Source organism: Sporosarcina aquimarina (assembly GCF_033253705.1).
GTDB lineage: Bacteria > Bacillota > Bacilli > Bacillales_A > Planococcaceae > Sporosarcina > Sporosarcina aquimarina.
This window is the reverse complement of record NZ_JAUBDH010000001.1, coordinates 221,243-238,484: the sequence shown is the minus strand read 5'-3', so window position 1 is coordinate 238,484 and position 17,242 is coordinate 221,243. Positions and strand designations below refer to the sequence as shown.

The window sequence follows — 17,242 nt, the reverse complement described above, 5'->3', positions numbered from 1 at the left end:
TTTGGGGCTGTTTTGAACACCGTATTTCAAGTTTGAACTGGTTATTTTTAGCTCAAGTTCATTTTTTTGTTGTAGGTATCAAGTTTCTTAATTGTGTCGATTTGTCGATAACTCGGGTTTGACCATTTTTCAAAGAAGTTTTTTCGGCTGTGGTATACTGAGTAAAAAAAGGGGGAGGCGATTGGTTTGAAGACGTTTAAAATGATTTCATTCAGTTTACTGAATGGAGATCAGACTGACTACTTGCCTATGTTGGATGGCATTATCATTAACCAAGAGAATAGTCACCGTTTGTGGATTTTGGAAATGTTTTTAGAAGCGGAGCACAAAGAACGCTTTGAAAAGCTGCAAGCTGACGAGGCATTGATCGAAGCTAAAGTAGTGATTTCGTATCCTGAAAACGAACCTGCCGCATTTGTTCTTGCAATCGACACTGTTCACCAAATTGGTGATCGTGTTTCCGTTCTGCTCAAAGGACGTTTGAAGCGCCAACGTTCGGAATATGCGGAGCAATTGCTGAGTGAACTGATGGACAAAGGATTTGAAGGGGATGCTTTGCTTGAACGTTTCGAGAGCGACATGAAATCCAGACCACGGTTAAATAAAAAATAAATTCAAAAAAACCACGGAAAATCCGTGGTTTTTCTTTACAGCTTATTTATTGCCGGACATGCCTTTTTGTGCATCTTCCTGTGGTGAACCGCCGTTCGTTCCAGTTCCTGCACTGTTGTTGCCATTTTCTACACTGTTTTGTCCCATTGTTCCGCCTTCTCCGTTTCCAGTGCCTTCAAGTGTATCGTCGTTGGCACGGTCACGGTTGATGACATCGTCGTCATTCATTCCACGATCGTTGTCTTCAAGACCATCTAGGTTTGGACCTGTTGTTCCGTTTGGCGCAACACCATTGCCTTCTGTTTCTGGAGTCCAGTCACGAGCGCGGTCATCGAGATCCTCCATTGGTGTTTCGTTCTTGTCTGGCATGTCCTTATCGTTGTTCCCACATCCAGCTAATACGAATCCTGCTGCCAGCGCTACCGGCAATGCTTTCTTCAACATGTAAAATTCCCTCCTTTCAAGTAGCCGTCCAACATAGCTTGGCTTGAAAAGAGGGAACTATCCATAATTCCTTTATGATTTATATCGTTTATTTAACTCTGCTTCGACAAATGCCGCTTCGGCCTTGCAGTCATAACCATAACGCGTATTATGCTCTTCTTGCATTTTCTGTATAGTGACAATTTGCTCCTCAGAAGGTGGCTCACTTAGGATTTTTTGGATAACTTCGTTAATCCGTGTTGCTGTTTCCTCGTGAAATTTTGGTGAGTGCTTAATATCGTTTGGAATTTTTTCATACCAAAGTGCTTTTTTCGTTATATATTCACTCCAGCGTTTCATGAAGTCTGCCATATCATAACGGTCCGGATTCCATTCAATTTCGGTCATGTATTGTTCAAAGGTCTGTGTAATCGACCTCGTGATGCTGCTTTTTAAATTTGGTGAAAGACTTTTGAACATTATAGTTTAGTACCTCCCACGATGTACATGCTACATAAGCTGCATATATGATTTATTGACGTACATTTGCGCACATAGTAAAGTGCTATGTCACACTATGTAAAATTTTAGCGAATATTTATGATTGATGCAACCTTTAACCAACTTTACTCTTTCGCACCAAGTGCAAACGTAATGTCCGCTTCGCACGCAATTTCACCTTCGACTGTCGCTTTTGCTTTTCCCTTACCGATTGAACCGCGCATCCGTGTAATTTCTACTTCCAATTGAAGTACGTCACCTGGAACCACTTGACGCTTGAAACGACAGTTATCAATACCTGCAAAAAATGCCAGACGTCCTTTATTCTCTTCTTTTAGAAGAATCGCCACCGCTCCAACTTGGGCCAACGCTTCTACTATCAAAACACCCGGCATTACTGGATAACCAGGGAAATGACCATTGAAATAGTTTTCGTTAATACTTACATTTTTTAAACCTACCGCGCGTACACCTTCTTCTACTTCAAGAATACGGTCGACAAGCAGGAATGGATAGCGATGAGGAAGAATCGCTTGGATCTGGTCAGCTGTTAGCATAGTTGTGCTCCTTCCACGTACTTAATATTATTATTTACTACTCTTTACCATTCATGATGTCAAAGATATGCATCCACGTCTCTTTATGGAAAACGTCAGCCGCTGTTCCATCGCCAAGGATGCTATACCCGATGAGTGCCCCAGCGATAATAGCTCCCACAAGCAGCAAGATAACTAAAATGATACGCACGTAAATCGGAAGAATCCGAATTTGAACCCAACGTACCGGTTTTCCACTTGCCGATTCTTTTTCAGCAGTTACATCATGACGCTGCTTGCGAGAGGTCTTTTGTGCAGCTTTTTTCCCTGCAGGCTTTGATTCCGCTTTCCGTCTGCTTCTTGTAGCAGGCTCTTTATCTAATGCAGATTGAGCCGTTGCTGCATGTTTTGCCCGCGCTTCTGCACGGGTTTTAACTGCTGACTGATTCGTCCTAGAAGTCGATTTTGGCGGGATATTAGTTGTTCTTTTTTCATCTGTCATATCAATACTCCCCACTTAGCTCACCGGATATTGTTGATCAGGCCGAGCATCTGATCAGCGATTGAAACCGTACGTGAGTTGAATTGATACGATCGCTGTACATTGATGAGGTCTGTCATTTCTTTCTGATAATCCACGTTCGAACCTTCAAGAGCGCCTTGTTGAATACCGATTTCCGCGGTATTCGCTCCCGTCAGTTCAGTTAAAATATCAGTTTCGGTAATATTCATTTCTTCCATATTTTCAGGAAGTGTAAAATGCGTTGAAGACAATCGAGTCATCAGATTCGGCCGTTCAATCACAGTCACAGCTAATTCAGCTGTCTGTTCATTTCCATTAGCAGATGCAGCAACGAGTGTCCCGTCAGGTTTTAATTCGAACTGATCGACTGGACCAGTAAATTGAATCGCATTGCCTGCGCGGTCAGAAACAGCGTTCCCTTCGCCGTCAACGAGTGATACTTGGTTTCCTGTGCCTGGTGACAGATAGAAGTTCCCTTGCCGCGTATAGACCGTCTCAGGACCGTCAGCACCTTGTTTAATGATATTGAAGTACTGTTTGGGTTCTGTTAACGCAAAGTCAAGATTGCGATCCGTCACTTGCAGTGCTCCGACTTTCCAGTTCATCTGTGTTTGACTAAGCATCGCTCCTACACCATAGCGAATCCCTTCAGGTGACTGTCGTTGTGCTGTGTCCGCTTTGTCGTTATTAAATTGTTGATAAAGCATTTCTTGAAAGCTTGCTTGATTATTCTTATACCCGTGCGTATTTATATTAGACAAGTTATTTCCAATGATATCTAAATTGCTTTGCAGCTGGTTCATTGTGTTTACAGCTGTAGTCATCGTACGAATCATCTATATAGACTCCTTTCACTATCACAGAACATTCGATTAACCATTGACACGGCCAATTTCGGATACCGCTTTTTCCATGCTGCGGTCGTATGCTTGCAGCACTTTCTGATTTGCTTCAAACGCTCGGTAAGCAGTCATCATGTCCGTCATCGTTCGAGAGGCATCTACATTCGATTGTTCGATAAACCCTTGCTGTACAGAATAATTGACGCCTTGAATCCCATTTGCATCCGGTAAGTCTGTCTGTGCATAAAACAATCCATTATCACGTTTTTCCAACGTACCTGGCCGCGCTGCGAAACTGATGCCTAAAGTCGCCACTTCAAAATCCCCATATTGAATGACACCTTTTTTTGTCACTTGAAAATCATCACTTGGCAATTGAATACGTTCTCCGGTTTCATCGAGAACATAATTACCGGCTGCCGATGTAAGATATCCTTCTGGGTTAAGTGCAAAGTTTCCACTTTTCGTATACGCCCGTTGTCCATTGGATCCTTCCAGCGTATAAAAGATTGCACCGGGCTGGTTTGTTTCACGATCAACCGGAAGAGCTCCGTCAACTAACGCTAGGTCAGTAGTCAGCTCTGTTTCACGCAGCTGCCCTTGTGTGAAAAGCGGCAGCGTTTCTTGCATGTATGTACCCGTTGATATCGGACCGATCGGGCTGAGCCCTTTCATCTGAAAGCCATTTTGAACCGGCACTTTAGTCGTTTCAAGATTGGATAAATACATCTCAGGAAAAGAACGTATTGAAGACTGATCTGTTTTGAATCCCGGTGTGTTTGCGTTCGCCATATTGTTTGCAAGTAATTCTGTTCTGCGCTGCTGAGCAATCATTCCAGAACCTGCTGTATAAAAACCACGGAACATGAGCTCCGCCTCCTTTGTAGGTGTGTTACAAATGATCCAGTGGCATGAGATTACGTTCGATTTCGTTTCTTATCTAAACTTTGAAGCATAATGCCTGTCCCTCTTGCAACGCACCCTAACGGATCGTCCGCAACGAAAACAGGTACTTTGAGTTCTTCTGCCAGTATCTGATCCAGTCCGCGCATGAGCGCACCCCCTCCAGTTAAAATGATTCCGCGATCTATAATATCTGCAGAGAGTTCAGGTGGAGTCTTTTCGAGTACATTTTTAGCTGTGTGAAGAATCCAAGCAATCGATTCTTCCATTGCTTTGGATATCTCCTTGGAGTTAATCTTCACTATACGAGGCAGCCCTGAAACCATGTCACGCCCACGAACATCCATTTCCTCTAGATCGGTGTCTGGAAAGAGCGAAGTGACAGTCATTTTAATGTCCTCTGCAGTACGTTCACCGATTAACAGCTTGTGTTGCTTTTTAATATAATCAGTGATGTCCTGATCAAATGTATTCCCTGCTATTTTAAGGGATTCCGAAGTTACAATATCTCCCATCGAAAGCACAGCAACATCTGTTGTTCCTCCGCCAATATCGATTACCATATTACCGCTGGGCTGATAAATGTCCATCCCTGCACCGACTGCGGCAACTTTGGGTTCTGCTTCTAAAAAGACTTGCCGGCCGCCTGATTTTTGGACAGCCTCTTTTATAGCTTTTTGTTCTACACTCGTTACATTTGTAGGGCAGCAGATTAGAATGCGCGGTTTTGAAAACCACCCTCTTACCTTCAGGCGGTCAATGAATCCTTTGAGCATCGCTTCCGTGCTGTCAAAGTCAGCAATGACACCATGTTTAAGCGGGCGCATTACCTGGATATTTTCAGGGGTTCTTCCTATCATGAGCCTGGCTTGTTCTCCTACTGCGACCAATTCCTTCGTTTTAGGATTCACAGCCACAACTGAGGGCTCATTCAATTCAATCCCTTTTCCTTTTACATGTATTAATACATTTGCCGTTCCCAGGTCAATGCCGATATCCTTCGCAAACATCTCATCCCTGCCCCTTCCGTTCATTCAGCCGGTAAATCATAAATTTACACGTTCTCCTAACTTAACATTTTATCACAGTGTTCTAAAAAAGAATAGAAAAAATCGCTATTTTCCGTGCTTTCACTGCTTTCTCAGGGGAGGTTCGCTAAGTTTCCAATCCATACAAAAACCGGGCTAGCTTATGAGCTAATCCGGTTTGGCTGCTGCTGATTCATTCATTTTTCGTTGTTCGACTTTCCACTTTTGACGTGTGGCTTCCCCCCCTCGCAAATGCCTAATCGACTTATGATACGCTAGAATTTTCGCGACTTCTTCTGACAGCTGGGCATCAATGTTGGGCAGTCGCTCGGTTAAATCCTTGTGTACAGTGCTTTTAGAATAGCCCGTCGCTTTCGCGAGTGCCCGCACAGTAAGACCGGTTTCGATGAGCAAGTTGCCGAGGCGAACGCAGCGCCTCCGAATTTGTTCGTGCACACCCTCTTCCTTTCCCGTCAGTCCATTTGTTCTTTAACTGTATGCGACGGGATTGCGGGCTATTCCTTTTAAAGCTCATGCTTTGTACGTTGCAAGCGTTCTCCTTCACCCTATTGGTATTGTCAGACACTTGGAGGAGTTCACGATTACAAAGTGCGTTTTACCAATAAACTCTTATTATTTCTTTGACAGTTGATGTGGCTTCTCGATTAACAGGATGGTTCTTACGGATAAGATAGGAAAGGATGAACCGGTGGTGTTTTACACAGGTTCATGTTCTGACGGGAAATTTCAATCGTTCTTCACTAGAATTAATCCAGAAAAAAACCTGCCGGGGGGGGGGGGCAGGTTGGGAAAATGATTGAGTTAAAATGCCAAGTAAGAGCGTGGATTCACAGCGACATCATCTTTTTTCACTTCAAAATGTAAGTGGATGCCTGCTTGCGGATTCCAATCGTTTTCTGCTGTTGTTGCAAGTACTTCACCTTGTTGAATTTCATCGCCTTCTTTTACAAGGATACCTGTAACGGAGCGATAGATTGTCTTCAATCCATCTTTGTGAGTGATAACAATTTCACTGCCTTTGAATGGATCTGATACGATTTGTTCAACTTTCCCACTCATTGCCGCGACAACTTCAAATGGTTTACCATCGACTGAAAGCGTCAAACCTTCATTTGTAACGTAGGTCTGCTTGAATACGAGTAGTGCATTCTCACGACTGGCTGCGTCTGCTTTTGCGTCATAGAAGTCTTGAAGAATAGCGACTTGATCTAGCAATTCTTCGTTAAACGGATACTTCAAGTTTTCACTTGATGCGTTCGTTTCGAGTGTTACATCGTCTTTCGGCTTTTCTTGATCCACAGATGCCTGTTCAGGTGCATCTGATGTTGTCAATGCATTATATCCCCATACCATTCCAACGAACAGCAGGGCGAAACTTGCATAGACGGATGGCCAGAACCAGTTACTTTTCTTGCTCTTGTTTTTCTGAGAAGGGGCGTTCGGTTTTTTTTCTTCTCTCATTTGTGATCACCTCACTCGCTATTCTCTGCAAGTTAAGGATTTTTTAAACATTCATCTTTTGATTTTTCAAAAGTTTTTATTTCTGTGTTGGAATAATAGTGTTTTACTATCTGATCTGCAGTCCAACCTTTTTTTGCATAGGCTTCAGCCCCGTTTTGACTCATTCCCACTCCATGGCCGTATCCTTTAGTAGTAATGTGGACAATTTTATTGGCAACGTCAAATCCAATATTAAAATCTGTCGATGCCAATTTTAGTTTTTCACGTAATTCTCTGCCGGTTGTTTCAAAAGTTCCCGAGAGGACCCGCTGAACACGGCCTGTCTCGTTACGGACGAGCTGCAGTGAACGGAAATCGTCTTCCTTCCATACCACTCCTAATTTTTCATTCCATTCCTTCAGAGGCATATTGGCAGAACGCTCGACTTCTTCGGAAACTGTCTGTTCGTCAGGACTGTCCACACTTTGCAAATACGGTACCGGATTTCCCGAGAAGTTCTCAGCGGTTTCCGTTTGTCCATTGGAAGTAGAGAAAAACATAGCCGTGATCATTTCTTCGTTGTGCACGATGATCGAACCTTTAGTCTCTTCAATCGCTTGCTGAATTTTGCTTTCGTTTTCTTTAAAACTTTTCCCCCAGCGCTCTTTACGTTCTTTTTCGTTCATATAGACTTGTGCGGCAGTATCGCGACCGATCGGCTTTGTACCTTCTGCCGTCTCTTTGAGTGCATAGGTGCGTGCAGCAATTGCTTGTGCCTTAAGTGCTTCAAGAGAGTAAGCCACAGGCATTTCAGAGGCTACGACACCAATCAGATACTCTTCGAGCGGCAGGGGCTCGTCCTCCCCTTCTACTGTTATTTCGGTCTCACAAGCTATCTCTTCCAACGGGCTGCTTTCTAGCGGTCTGTTGTACTTCAAATTCAGAAGCACAGGTATAAAAAATAGAATAATGATGAATACTACTAGTAATCGTTTGTCCATGTAGCATGCTATGTTGGTTTTCTATAAAATATGATTCTGCTTGAAGGATATATTGGAGTAATAAACAAAGACAGTCTTCTTCCCTGAACAGTCGGCAAAGTCTACATCCTTGATTCGATAAAGCTAAACACAAAAAAACTGCCCCCTATAAGGAGACAGTTCTAGTTTATATTATGAATGCACGATTTCTGAGTCTGCTGTTTCAGATTCGCTTGAGACGCGGCTGATATCTGCGCCTAATGCTTTCAATTTTTGATGGAAATTGACGTAGCCACGGTCTAAGTGAATGAGTTCAGTGACACGTGTAACGCCTTCGGCTACTAATCCTGCAAGGATAAGAGCTGCTGCCGCACGCAAGTCAGTTGCTGCGACTTCTGCACCTTGAAAGTCTGATGGTCCGTTCATGATTACAGAACGACCTTCGATTTTGATATTAGCATTCATACGTCTGAATTCTTCAACGTGCATGAAGCGGTTTTCAAATACAGTTTCTGTCAACACGCCAGTGCCTTCAGATTTTAGCATGAGTGCCATCATCTGTGACTGCATGTCTGTAGGGAATCCAGGATGCGGCATCGTTTTTAAATCCACTGATTTAAGTGGATGCTCTGCCGTAATGCGAATTCCTTCATCAAGCTCAGTAATGACGACTCCCATTTCCTGAAGCTTAGAGATCAATGCAGCATTGTGTTCCGGCAATGCGTTTTCAATGATGACGTCTCCTGCTGTAATTGCAGCAGCAACCATGAACGTTCCTGTTTCGATGCGGTCAGGAATAATATTGTGTACAGCCCCTACTAACTTTTCCGCACCTTCAATACGAATAACATCTGTTCCGGCACCAATTACCCGACCGCCCATTTCATTGATGAAGTTCGCAAGATCAACAATTTCAGGTTCTTTAGCCGCGTTTTCAATCGTTGTCGTTCCTTTAGCAAGTGCAGCCGCTGTCATAATATTTTCAGTTGCGCCTACGCTAGGGAAGTCGAGATAGATTTTCGCACCTTGAAGACCGTTTTCAGCACGTGCTTCTACAAACCCGTGACCAAATGAGATATCTGCTCCCATTGCTTCGAAGCCTTTTAAATGCTGATCGATTGGACGGGATCCAATTGCACATCCTCCTGGCATAGCAACGCGTGCAAAGCCATTACGTGCAAGAAGCGGACCCATTACAAGAATGGATGCACGCATTTTGCGTACGTATTCGAACTGCGCTTCACTTGTAAGCGTTTCTGAAGAATCAATGATCAGCTCACCGATTTCAGGTTTATATTCTGTTTTAGCATATAGGCTTTTAAGTACTTCATTAATTGTGCGTACATCCGATAAATTCGGAACTTCGCGGATGACGTTTACACCCTCGGTAGCAAGCAACGCAGCCGCGAGTATCGGCAGCACCGCGTTCTTAGCTCCTTCAACGCGCACTGTTCCACGCAATTGATGCCCACCATTAATAATAATTTTATCCAAAACAAGCCCCTCCGACTCAAAGTTTTAATTCTTTCATATCATGTCAAATTTAAATATCCAAAGTCAGTTAGTTATGTGAGTAAAAAAATCAAATCAAACTCAGTTCATTGTACAACGACTTGACTCTGTTAACAAGCGTCATTGTGACTCTTTCCGACAAATGATGGCCATAGTCTAAATTATGTACAGCATCTTTGTCCCGTGTGGGTATTTTACTCAATCCGCGTGGTATGAATATTACAAACAGGTTACATTCCATTTTGTTCCCTCGTATTTTACAGGATAAACCTTTTTAATCGAATTCTAATGTTCGATTCGTCTCATCGCCCCAAAGGCATCCTTTTGTCTTCGCGGCGATAAGACGGATCATCCAAACATGAATGGGAGTCTTCCTGACCAATAGGATATGTCTAAAAAGAAATTTGATACAGTCGATCCAATGGCAATACTCAACAAGATAAACAATAACTGTGTTTGAAACACCCGATTTTTACGAATAATCGCTTGTGGTAAGATCGCTTGCAAAGCAAAGAACGAAATTCCAATGAAAAAAATATGTGATCCTAGTGCTAGTAGTGGATTGACTCCGAACACGTCCATATACATCTACTCCCGAGACGCACTCCATTGTAATAGAAGTACTTAATAATAGATTATTAAAAAATCGGACAGAAGTTTCCCTTCTGTCCGACTTGCTCGTATCCGCCTTACATGCCGGAAACTTTAATACGGTTAATGGCCCTGCGCAAGCTTAGTTCAGCCATGTGCTGCTCCACCTTATCCTTCTTTTGCTGGAGTTCAACTTCTGCTTTGCGTCGCGCAAGTTCAGCACGTGCTACGTCGATGTTGGAAGCAAGTTCTGCACTTTGTGCAAGAACAGTAACGACATCAGGGCGAATCTCTAAAAATCCACCATTGACTGCTACGTGTTCTGTCTTATTTCCATTTTTCAAACGCAGTGCACCAATGTCAAGCGGTGCCACCATTGCGATGTGACCTGGCAAAACACCTAGTTCACCCGTTTCAGTGACTGCAATCACCATATCCGCTTCTGTTTCGCTGACAGGGCCGTCGGGAGTGACGATATTAACTTTTATCTTCATAACTTTCCCTCCTGGTCCCTAGTATTAGACTTCTACGCCCATTTCTTTTGCTTTCGCCACAACTTCTTCGATACGTCCGACAAGGCGGAATGCATCTTCAGGAAGGTGGTCGTATTTACCTTCAAGGATTGCCTTGAAGCCAGATACAGTTTCAGCAACCGGAACGTACGAACCTTTTTGGCCCGTAAATTGCTCGGCAACGTGGAAGTTTTGTGACAGGAAGAACTGAATACGGCGAGCTCGGTCAACAACCTGCTTGTCGTCTTCACTCAACTCATCCATACCTAAGATTGCGATGATGTCTTGAAGTTCACGGTAACGCTGCAACGTTTCTTGTACTTGTGTTGCAACTTCGTAGTGTTCTTTACCAACAATATCAGCACTCAATGCGCGTGATGTTGAAGCAAGAGGATCCACCGCTGGGTAGATACCCATCTCAGATAATTTACGCTCAAGGTTCGTCGTTGCATCAAGGTGAGCAAACGTCGTAGCAGGAGCTGGGTCTGTATAGTCATCGGCTGGTACATAGATCGCTTGGATTGATGTAACTGAACCTTTGTTTGTAGAAGTGATCCGCTCTTGAAGCTGACCCATTTCCGTTGCAAGTGTCGGCTGGTATCCAACCGCAGATGGCATACGGCCAAGTAGGGCTGAAACTTCAGATCCGGCTTGAGTGAAACGGTAAATGTTATCGATGAAGAGAAGAACGTCAGCGCCCTGTTCGTCACGGAAGTGTTCTGCCATTGTCAAACCAGTCAAGGCAACACGCATACGTGCACCAGGCGGCTCGTTCATCTGACCGAATACCATCGCTGTTTTCTTAATAACGCCTGAGTCTGTCATTTCAAAATACAAGTCGTTTCCTTCACGAGTACGCTCTCCAACACCAGCGAATACCGAAATACCGCCGTGCTCTTGTGCGATGTTGTTGATCAATTCCTGGATAAGTACAGTTTTACCTACACCTGCACCACCGAAGAGACCAATCTTACCGCCCTTGATATAAGGAGCAAGCAAGTCAACAACTTTAATACCTGTTTCTAGAATTTCAACTTTAGTTGAAAGGAATTCAAACGATGGTGCTTCACGGTGAATCGGATCACGTTGAACGTCTGCTGCCATCGGCTCTCCAAGATCGATTTCCTCACCAAGAACATTAAATACTCGTCCGAGTGTAATGTCTCCAACAGGCACTGAGATTGGCGCGCCCATATCTGTTACTTCTTCGCCGCGTCTCAAACCGTCTGTAGAGGACATCGCAATCGTACGTACAGAATCGTCTCCAAGGTGCAAGGCAACTTCAAGTGTAAGCGTTTCTGCTTCAGCACCTGGGCGATTGATTTGGACTTTCAGGGAGTTATAGATCTCTGGAAGGTTGCCGTCCGCAAAACGAACGTCAACAACCGGACCCATTACCTGAAGGATGTGTCCTTTACTCATGCTTTTCCCTCCTGTCGTACTGGTACGTTCTTTTTTTGTTACGTCCTATTCTTGCGCTGCAACACCGGCAACGATTTCGGTAATTTCTTGTGTAATCGCTGCTTGGCGGGCACGGTTGAATACGAGCGTCAAGTCATCTATCAAATCAGTAGCATTATCTGTAGCAGTTTTCATTGCTGTCATACTGGAAGCATGTTCGCTCGCTTTACCGTCAAGCACTGCGCCGTAAATGAGACTCTCCGCATATTGCGGCAATAAGGATTCAAGAATCTCCTCTGCAGAAGGTTCGAATTCGTATGACGAGTTCACGCCAGCAGGTGCTAAATCAGTAAGCGGAAGCAATTTCCGTTCCGTCGGTTCGTTGGAGATGGCGGAGACGAAATGGTTGTAATAAAGATACAACTCATCGTAATTGCCTTCCGTGAACATGCCAACAGCTTTATTCGCGATGTCTTTAACTTCTTCAAACGAAGGCTGGTCAGAAACACCGATTAGAGTATCTTCCACCTCGAATCCGAGACGTTTAAAGAAGTCAGTTCCTTTACTTCCAATCACGATAAGCACAACTTCGTCTTTCGACGCATGGCGCTCTTCGATTGCTCGTTTCGCTTTACGCAGGATGTGGGAGTTGTATCCTCCTACAAGTCCGCGGTCAGATGTGACGATTAAATATCCCGTTTTTTTGACTGGACGGGTATTCAGCATTGGATGTCCGGAATTCTTAGTAACAGAAGCGATCGATCCGACTACTTCTTCAATCTTGTCCATGTATGGAACAAATTGCTTTGCATTTGACTCCGCACGGCTCAATTTTGAAGCAGAGACCATTTGCATTGCTTTTGTTATTTTACGGGTGCTCTTCGTTGATTTAATGCGCTGTTCTACCTCGCGTAATGAGGCCATTGGCTATTCACCACCTTTTTGTTTTAGTTCCTAATATCGTTACAATCGCAGAAATCAATCTTCAGACATTGTAAAGTTCTTTTTGAACTCGTTGATTGCAGCTGCAAATGCATCGTCCGCAGGAAGACCCTTCGTTGTACGAATAGTTTCTAAAATTTCTGTGTGGTTGCTTTCAAGCCAAATTGTAATTTCACTTTCAAAGCGAAGAATATCTTTAACTGGTACATCATCTAGGAATCCACGTGTAAGTGCATAAAGAATGACAACCTGATATTCAACTTTAACTGGCTTATTCAAGTCTTGCTTCAATACTTCAACCGTACGGTGTCCGCGGTCAAGTTTTGCTTTAGTAGCTGGGTCAAGTGATGATCCAAATGCAGAGAATGCTTCAAGTTCACGGAACGCAGCTAAGTCAAGACGCAATGTACCTGCAACCTTTTTCATAGCTTTGATCTGTGCAGATCCACCTACCCGGGATACGGAAAGTCCAGCGTTGATCGCTGGGCGAACGCCCGAGAAGAATAGATCCGATTGAAGGAAAATCTGACCATCTGTGATTGAGATTACGTTCGTTGGAATGTATGCAGAGATATCTCCTGCTTGTGTTTCAACGAATGGCAATGCTGTGATTGAACCGCCACCAAGGGAGTCGTTCAATTTTGCAGCACGCTCTAGTAAACGAGAGTGTAAGTAGAATACATCTCCTGGGTATGCTTCGCGGCCTGGAGGACGACGCAGCAACAAGGAAAGCTCACGGTAAGCAGCAGCTTGTTTTGAAAGGTCATCATAGACGATCAAGACGTGCTTGCCTTGGAACATGAACTCTTCACCCATTGTAATACCCGCATAAGGAGCTAGGTAAAGAAGTGGTGCAGGTTGAGAAGCCGATGCAGTTACGACGATTGTATAATCTAGAGCGCCTTTTTCACGAAGCGTTTCAACTACACCGCGTACTGTGGATTCTTTCTGACCAATTGCTACATAAATACAAATCATATCCTGATCTGCTTGGTTTAGAATTGTATCGATCGCAACAGTTGTTTTACCTGTTTGGCGGTCACCGATGATCAATTCACGTTGTCCACGGCCAATCGGTACAAGCGCGTCAATCGCTTTGATACCTGTTTGAAGTGGCTCATCAACCGATTTACGAGCCATAACGCCTTGCGCTGGGCTTTCAATCGGACGTGTTTTTGTTGTGTTAATCGGACCTAGTCCATCAACTGGTTGTCCAAGTGAATTGACTACGCGTCCAATCAATTCTTCTCCAACCGGAACTTCCATGATACGGCCTGTACGACGTACTTCATCGCCTTCTTTGATATCTTTGTATGGTCCAAGGATAACGATACCTACGTTGTTCGCTTCCAAGTTTTGCGCCATACCAAGTACACCAGTAGAGAACTCAAGAAGTTCTCCAGCCATGACATTGTCGAGACCATGAGCACGGGCGATACCGTCACCTACGTTAAGAACAGTACCAACTTCGCTAACTTCCATCTCAGACTGATAACCTGCAATTTGCTGCTTGATCAGTGTGCTGATTTCTTCAGCTTTGATGCCCATGTATGTCACCCCTCATCTTTCAAGATTTTACCCAATCAACGTACGTTGCAGATTGTTCAGCTTATTGCTGATACTGCTGTCGAAGATTCGGTTTCCGATCTGAAGGCGGATGCCTCCGATCAATTGTGGTTCAATAATTGTTGTAATGTGAAGCGACTGCTTGCCCACTTTGCGTGCAAACGCGCTGGAAATTGCAGTTTGTTCTTGACTTGTCAACTCACGAGTTGCGTATACGGTTGCTTCTGCAACACCCGATGCGCCATTTGCAAGTTGGTGGAAGTCTTCAAGTACATCATTAAGTTCATCCATACGATTTGCATCAAGCATCACGTAAAGTGCATTAAGCAAAAGTTGCTCAGCACCTGGTAGAACTGCAGCAATAAGACTGCGTTTCTTTTGTAAAGACAGTTGAGGCATGCTCATGAGTTCCGAGAATTCTTCGTTAGTGCTAAGAGCTTTTTGAAGTTCTATCACGTTTTCATGAACTGAGATCAGAACGCCTTGCTCTTGTGCTGCTTTAAACAGTGCAATTGCATAACGTTCTCCTACGATTGAACGGCTCATTGACCTTCCCCTGCCTTCACAATCGTTTCTTCGATCAATGCGCGGTTATCCTCCTCGGATACTTCTTTGCCGAGTACTTTAGATGCCGCCATGATAGAAAGAGATACGAATTCTTCGCGGACAGCCGCGATTGCTTTTTCTTTCTCTGTAACGATTTCAACAGCTGCGTTATCTTTCATGCGGCCCACTTCTGAACGTGCCGCTTGAATGAGTTCTTCACGCTGTGCTTCGCCTTGCTTTTTCGCGTTTTCAACAATAACAAGCGCATCTGCATGTGCTTCTTTTAAAAGAGCACGTTGCTCTTCTAGCAATTTCTTTGATTCTACACGGCTTTGTTCTGCCGATTCGATTTCATTTGCAATCATTTCAGCACGCTGATCCATAATTCCCATCAACGGTCCCCATGCGAACTTCTTCAAAAGAAGCATGAGAATAGTAAAGAATACTACTGTTGCAATAATGTCACCTAAGTTCAGCCGATTATTCAGGCTGGCCAAGAATCCTGCGTCAGGGTTTGCTGACAAGAGGACGAAGGTATCCAAAAACACGATTGTTTCACTCCCTTCAAAAACTTACCTACTAGTTAAACTGCATATTGGTTAGAATGATGAGTCGCAAAGGTTGTCTGCGACTCGAGATGTTCTCTGACATAAACGAATGGCGAAGGATCCAGCTTATTCCATTCTTCGCCATTGTTTATGATTGCTATAAAGTGGTTATTTAACAAAATGGGATTATACAGGCTGGCAAGACCGCTTCGCAGCCCTGGCCCTATCCGCACTTGTTAAACCGATTAGAAACTTTAAAGACTATTGGTTCATAACGATGAACGCGATAACTGTAGCGATGATTGGCAATGCCTCAACCAATGCAACACCGATGAACATTGTAGTTTGTAGAGCTCCGCGAAGTTCTGGCTGACGCGCGATCCCTTCAACTGTACGTGATACGATTAATCCGTTACCGATACCAGCGCCGAGTGCGCCAAGACCAACTGCGATAGCTGCTGCTAATAGACCTATTGAACCTGTCATAGTGTTATTTCCTCCTAAGTGTTGTTTGGTTTGTTGTTACTTGTTCACCCGCTAGCGGGCTTTATGTTTAGTGGTCTGTTGTCACTTTGTGTGACATGTAAACCATCGTCAACATAACAAAAATGAATGCCTGGATTGCTCCGATGAAAATCGAGAACCCTTGCCAAGCAAGTGCAGGAATGATCGCTCCGACGAATCCGCCGATGCTGCCAGCTGCGAGTGTTGCAAGAAGACCAATCAGAATCTCCCCTGCAAAGATGTTACCGTAAAGACGCAGACCGAGTGTCAGCGTGTTTGCGAACTCTTCAATAATTTTCAGCGGTGCCAAGAAAGCCATCGGCTGAGTGTAAGTTTTGAAGTATCCTTTTACACCGAGCATCTTTACACCATAGAAGTGCGTCAAGATTACAACAGTTGCCGCCAACGTCATTGAGATGACTGGGTCAGCTGTAGGTGATTTCCACCACAACTTGTGATCCCATTGGATTGAAAATGGAAGTCCAAGCATATTGGCAACAAACACGAACATAATAAGCGTGATGCCGAGTACGTGGAAACGGCCACCTGTTTTCCAGTCCATGTTGTTTTTAATGATTCCTTTGACGAAGTCCATGATCCATTCCATGAAGTTCTGCATTCCCGTCGGTTTCATCTGCATCTTTCGCGTAGCGAGCACTGCAATGATGAAAACGATCAGACATGTGACGAACAACATTATGATATTGGCCGGGTTATAGCTAATACCGAACAGGACCTCCTGCGGATTTTCATGTTCCACGTTTGGTTCACCTCCCTTTTGTGATCAGTTTAAGATTGATGCTTCGCATTGAAGAAAATCCCATCGATAAGCAATAGGGCATATGGAATCATCAAACCGATCACAGTACTGATCAGATTGAAGTATTCTGGCATCGACATCGCGATGGCGGCCGCAGCCACTGCGGAAGCGAAACGCAATCCCGAACCGAGCGAAATCCTTTTGCCCTGATCCATTTTCTTGTCGAATTGTTTCATTCTCCTGACGAGTATCAAGAAATTGTACAATCCGAAGACTAGTCCGAGCAACAGCCCAGCAAAAATCTCCTTAGCTCCCGTAAATGCCCACCCTAGTATTAGCAATGCGAGCAAAAAAAATAGAGCCCTCTTTTGCCTTGTGTAAATTTCCCGCATTGTCTGCATGGTAGGTGAGTCTCCTATTACGATAAGTTTAGTTAGAAGCTGGATCGTCCGATTGTACGAAGTACGTGTCGAACAGCGAGCAGGTTCGCAGGTTGGTACGTTTTGGATCGCCCCTAGGTTTACGGCAACAGCTTACTAATCCGACAGCAT

The 17,242-nt window shown here is 44.2% G+C and carries 22 protein-coding genes; 1 reads left to right on the top strand and 21 read right to left on the bottom strand.

Annotation, left to right across the window (positions count from 1 at the left end; all coding sequences use genetic code 11):
* The first annotated feature begins 186 nt into the window (after positions 1-186).
* Complete coding sequence (locus QT716_RS01220) at positions 187-612, top strand: YwpF family protein (RefSeq protein WP_317933851.1); 426 nt, start codon at positions 187-189, stop codon at positions 610-612.
* A 42-nt stretch (positions 613-654) separates the two neighbouring features.
* Here the strand turns inward: QT716_RS01220 and QT716_RS01215 are convergent, their stop codons facing one another.
* The 21 genes from QT716_RS01215 to QT716_RS01115 all read right to left on the bottom strand — a co-directional run bounded on the left by QT716_RS01215 (position 655) and on the right by QT716_RS01115 (position 17,092).
* A complete protein-coding gene (locus tag QT716_RS01215) occupies positions 655-1,056 on the bottom strand; it encodes a hypothetical protein (protein ID WP_317933850.1) in 402 nt (133 codons plus the stop codon).
* Positions 1,057-1,128: 72 nt separating this feature from the next.
* Entirely contained in the window at positions 1,129-1,407 is a 279-nt protein-coding gene (locus QT716_RS01210; RefSeq protein ID WP_317933848.1) for a hypothetical protein, read from the bottom strand.
* Between the two features lie 254 nt (positions 1,408-1,661).
* Positions 1,662-2,093, bottom strand: coding sequence for a 3-hydroxyacyl-ACP dehydratase FabZ (gene fabZ, locus QT716_RS01205; RefSeq protein ID WP_317933847.1), 432 nt, complete (start codon positions 2,091-2,093; stop codon positions 1,662-1,664).
* A gap of 37 nt (positions 2,094-2,130) precedes the next feature.
* The gene (locus QT716_RS01200) at positions 2,131-2,574 is read right to left on the bottom strand and encodes a DNA-directed RNA polymerase subunit beta (protein WP_317933845.1); all 444 of its coding nucleotides are present in this window, start codon (positions 2,572-2,574) and stop codon (positions 2,131-2,133) included.
* A gap of 20 nt (positions 2,575-2,594) precedes the next feature.
* On the bottom strand, positions 2,595-3,431 hold the full coding sequence (locus QT716_RS01195; RefSeq protein ID WP_317933843.1) for a flagellar hook-basal body protein: 837 nt from the start codon (positions 3,429-3,431) through the stop codon (positions 2,595-2,597).
* A 36-nt stretch (positions 3,432-3,467) separates the two neighbouring features.
* A complete protein-coding gene (locus tag QT716_RS01190) occupies positions 3,468-4,304 on the bottom strand; it encodes a flagellar hook-basal body protein (protein ID WP_317933842.1) in 837 nt (278 codons plus the stop codon).
* A gap of 50 nt (positions 4,305-4,354) precedes the next feature.
* Positions 4,355-5,350 carry a rod shape-determining protein gene (mreB, locus tag QT716_RS01185; protein WP_317933841.1) on the bottom strand — a complete coding sequence of 332 codons (996 nt, stop codon included), beginning with the start codon at positions 5,348-5,350 and terminating at the stop codon, positions 4,355-4,357.
* A 186-nt stretch (positions 5,351-5,536) separates the two neighbouring features.
* On the bottom strand, positions 5,537-5,824 hold the full coding sequence (locus QT716_RS01180) for a sporulation transcriptional regulator SpoIIID (RefSeq protein WP_317933840.1): 288 nt from the start codon (positions 5,822-5,824) through the stop codon (positions 5,537-5,539).
* Positions 5,825-6,190: 366 nt separating this feature from the next.
* Positions 6,191-6,850, bottom strand: coding sequence for a M23 family metallopeptidase (locus QT716_RS01175; protein WP_317933839.1), 660 nt, complete (start codon positions 6,848-6,850; stop codon positions 6,191-6,193).
* Between the two features lie 32 nt (positions 6,851-6,882).
* On the bottom strand, positions 6,883-7,830 hold the full coding sequence (gene spoIID / locus QT716_RS01170; protein WP_317933838.1) for a stage II sporulation protein D: 948 nt from the start codon (positions 7,828-7,830) through the stop codon (positions 6,883-6,885).
* Between the two features lie 171 nt (positions 7,831-8,001).
* Positions 8,002-9,303: a UDP-N-acetylglucosamine 1-carboxyvinyltransferase gene (gene murA, locus QT716_RS01165; RefSeq protein WP_317933837.1), complete on the bottom strand. Its 1,302-nt coding sequence runs from the start codon at positions 9,301-9,303 to the stop codon at positions 8,002-8,004.
* A gap of 366 nt (positions 9,304-9,669) precedes the next feature.
* The gene (locus tag QT716_RS01160) at positions 9,670-9,903 is read right to left on the bottom strand and encodes a DUF1146 family protein (protein ID WP_317933836.1); all 234 of its coding nucleotides are present in this window, start codon (positions 9,901-9,903) and stop codon (positions 9,670-9,672) included.
* 107 nt (positions 9,904-10,010) lie between these two features.
* Positions 10,011-10,406 (bottom strand): F0F1 ATP synthase subunit epsilon, encoded by a 396-nt coding sequence (locus tag QT716_RS01155; RefSeq protein WP_317933835.1) that lies wholly within the window; start codon positions 10,404-10,406, stop codon positions 10,011-10,013.
* Positions 10,407-10,430: 24 nt separating this feature from the next.
* The gene (atpD, locus tag QT716_RS01150) at positions 10,431-11,846 is read right to left on the bottom strand and encodes a F0F1 ATP synthase subunit beta (RefSeq protein ID WP_317933834.1); all 1,416 of its coding nucleotides are present in this window, start codon (positions 11,844-11,846) and stop codon (positions 10,431-10,433) included.
* A 45-nt stretch (positions 11,847-11,891) separates the two neighbouring features.
* The gene (gene atpG, locus QT716_RS01145; protein ID WP_317933833.1) at positions 11,892-12,749 is read right to left on the bottom strand and encodes an ATP synthase F1 subunit gamma; all 858 of its coding nucleotides are present in this window, start codon (positions 12,747-12,749) and stop codon (positions 11,892-11,894) included.
* A gap of 54 nt (positions 12,750-12,803) precedes the next feature.
* Complete coding sequence (gene atpA / locus QT716_RS01140) at positions 12,804-14,315, bottom strand: F0F1 ATP synthase subunit alpha (protein WP_317933832.1); 1,512 nt, start codon at positions 14,313-14,315, stop codon at positions 12,804-12,806.
* Positions 14,316-14,342: 27 nt separating this feature from the next.
* Positions 14,343-14,879 carry a F0F1 ATP synthase subunit delta gene (locus tag QT716_RS01135; RefSeq protein WP_317933831.1) on the bottom strand — a complete coding sequence of 179 codons (537 nt, stop codon included), beginning with the start codon at positions 14,877-14,879 and terminating at the stop codon, positions 14,343-14,345.
* Positions 14,876-15,427, bottom strand: coding sequence for a F0F1 ATP synthase subunit B (gene atpF, locus QT716_RS01130; protein ID WP_398291894.1), 552 nt, complete (start codon positions 15,425-15,427; stop codon positions 14,876-14,878). Before atpF ends, QT716_RS01135 begins: the two co-directional genes overlap by 4 nt.
* Positions 15,428-15,688: 261 nt before the next feature.
* Positions 15,689-15,913 carry a F0F1 ATP synthase subunit C gene (gene atpE, locus QT716_RS01125; RefSeq protein WP_317933830.1) on the bottom strand — a complete coding sequence of 75 codons (225 nt, stop codon included), beginning with the start codon at positions 15,911-15,913 and terminating at the stop codon, positions 15,689-15,691.
* Positions 15,914-15,980: 67 nt separating this feature from the next.
* On the bottom strand, positions 15,981-16,691 hold the full coding sequence (gene atpB, locus QT716_RS01120) for a F0F1 ATP synthase subunit A (protein ID WP_317933829.1): 711 nt from the start codon (positions 16,689-16,691) through the stop codon (positions 15,981-15,983).
* A gap of 29 nt (positions 16,692-16,720) precedes the next feature.
* Entirely contained in the window at positions 16,721-17,092 is a 372-nt protein-coding gene (locus QT716_RS01115; protein WP_317933828.1) for an ATP synthase subunit I, read from the bottom strand.
* Positions 17,093-17,242: the final 150 nt, after the last annotated feature.

Bases quoted from the DNA above. Each gene is read 5' to 3' on its own strand.
- QT716_RS01190 (WP_317933842.1), bottom strand. From the start codon at position 4,304: ATGTTCCGTGGTTTTTATACAGCAGGTTCTGGAATGATTGCTCAGCAG.
- atpG (WP_317933833.1), bottom strand. From the start codon at position 12,749: ATGGCCTCATTACGCGAGGTAGAACAGCGCATTAAATCAACGAAGAGC.
- QT716_RS01175 (WP_317933839.1), bottom strand. From the start codon at position 6,850: ATGAGAGAAGAAAAAAAACCGAACGCCCCTTCTCAGAAAAACAAGAGC.
- atpD (WP_317933834.1), bottom strand. From the start codon at position 11,846: ATGAGTAAAGGACACATCCTTCAGGTAATGGGTCCGGTTGTTGACGTT.
- QT716_RS01135 (WP_317933831.1), bottom strand. From the start codon at position 14,879: ATGAGCCGTTCAATCGTAGGAGAACGTTATGCAATTGCACTGTTTAAA.
- QT716_RS01215 (WP_317933850.1), bottom strand. From the start codon at position 1,056: ATGTTGAAGAAAGCATTGCCGGTAGCGCTGGCAGCAGGATTCGTATTA.
- QT716_RS01195 (WP_317933843.1), bottom strand. From the start codon at position 3,431: ATGATTCGTACGATGACTACAGCTGTAAACACAATGAACCAGCTGCAA.
- atpA (WP_317933832.1), bottom strand. From the start codon at position 14,315: ATGGGCATCAAAGCTGAAGAAATCAGCACACTGATCAAGCAGCAAATT.
- QT716_RS01200 (WP_317933845.1), bottom strand. From the start codon at position 2,574: ATGACAGATGAAAAAAGAACAACTAATATCCCGCCAAAATCGACTTCT.
- QT716_RS01210 (WP_317933848.1), bottom strand. From the start codon at position 1,407: ATGGCAGACTTCATGAAACGCTGGAGTGAATATATAACGAAAAAAGCA.
- atpE (WP_317933830.1), bottom strand. From the start codon at position 15,913: ATGACAGGTTCAATAGGTCTATTAGCAGCAGCTATCGCAGTTGGTCTT.
- fabZ (WP_317933847.1), bottom strand. From the start codon at position 2,093: ATGCTAACAGCTGACCAGATCCAAGCGATTCTTCCTCATCGCTATCCA.
- spoIID (WP_317933838.1), bottom strand. From the start codon at position 7,830: ATGGACAAACGATTACTAGTAGTATTCATCATTATTCTATTTTTTATA.
- mreB (WP_317933841.1), bottom strand. From the start codon at position 5,350: ATGTTTGCGAAGGATATCGGCATTGACCTGGGAACGGCAAATGTATTA.
- QT716_RS01115 (WP_317933828.1), bottom strand. From the start codon at position 17,092: ATGCAGACAATGCGGGAAATTTACACAAGGCAAAAGAGGGCTCTATTT.
- QT716_RS01160 (WP_317933836.1), bottom strand. From the start codon at position 9,903: ATGGACGTGTTCGGAGTCAATCCACTACTAGCACTAGGATCACATATT.
- QT716_RS01155 (WP_317933835.1), bottom strand. From the start codon at position 10,406: ATGAAGATAAAAGTTAATATCGTCACTCCCGACGGCCCTGTCAGCGAA.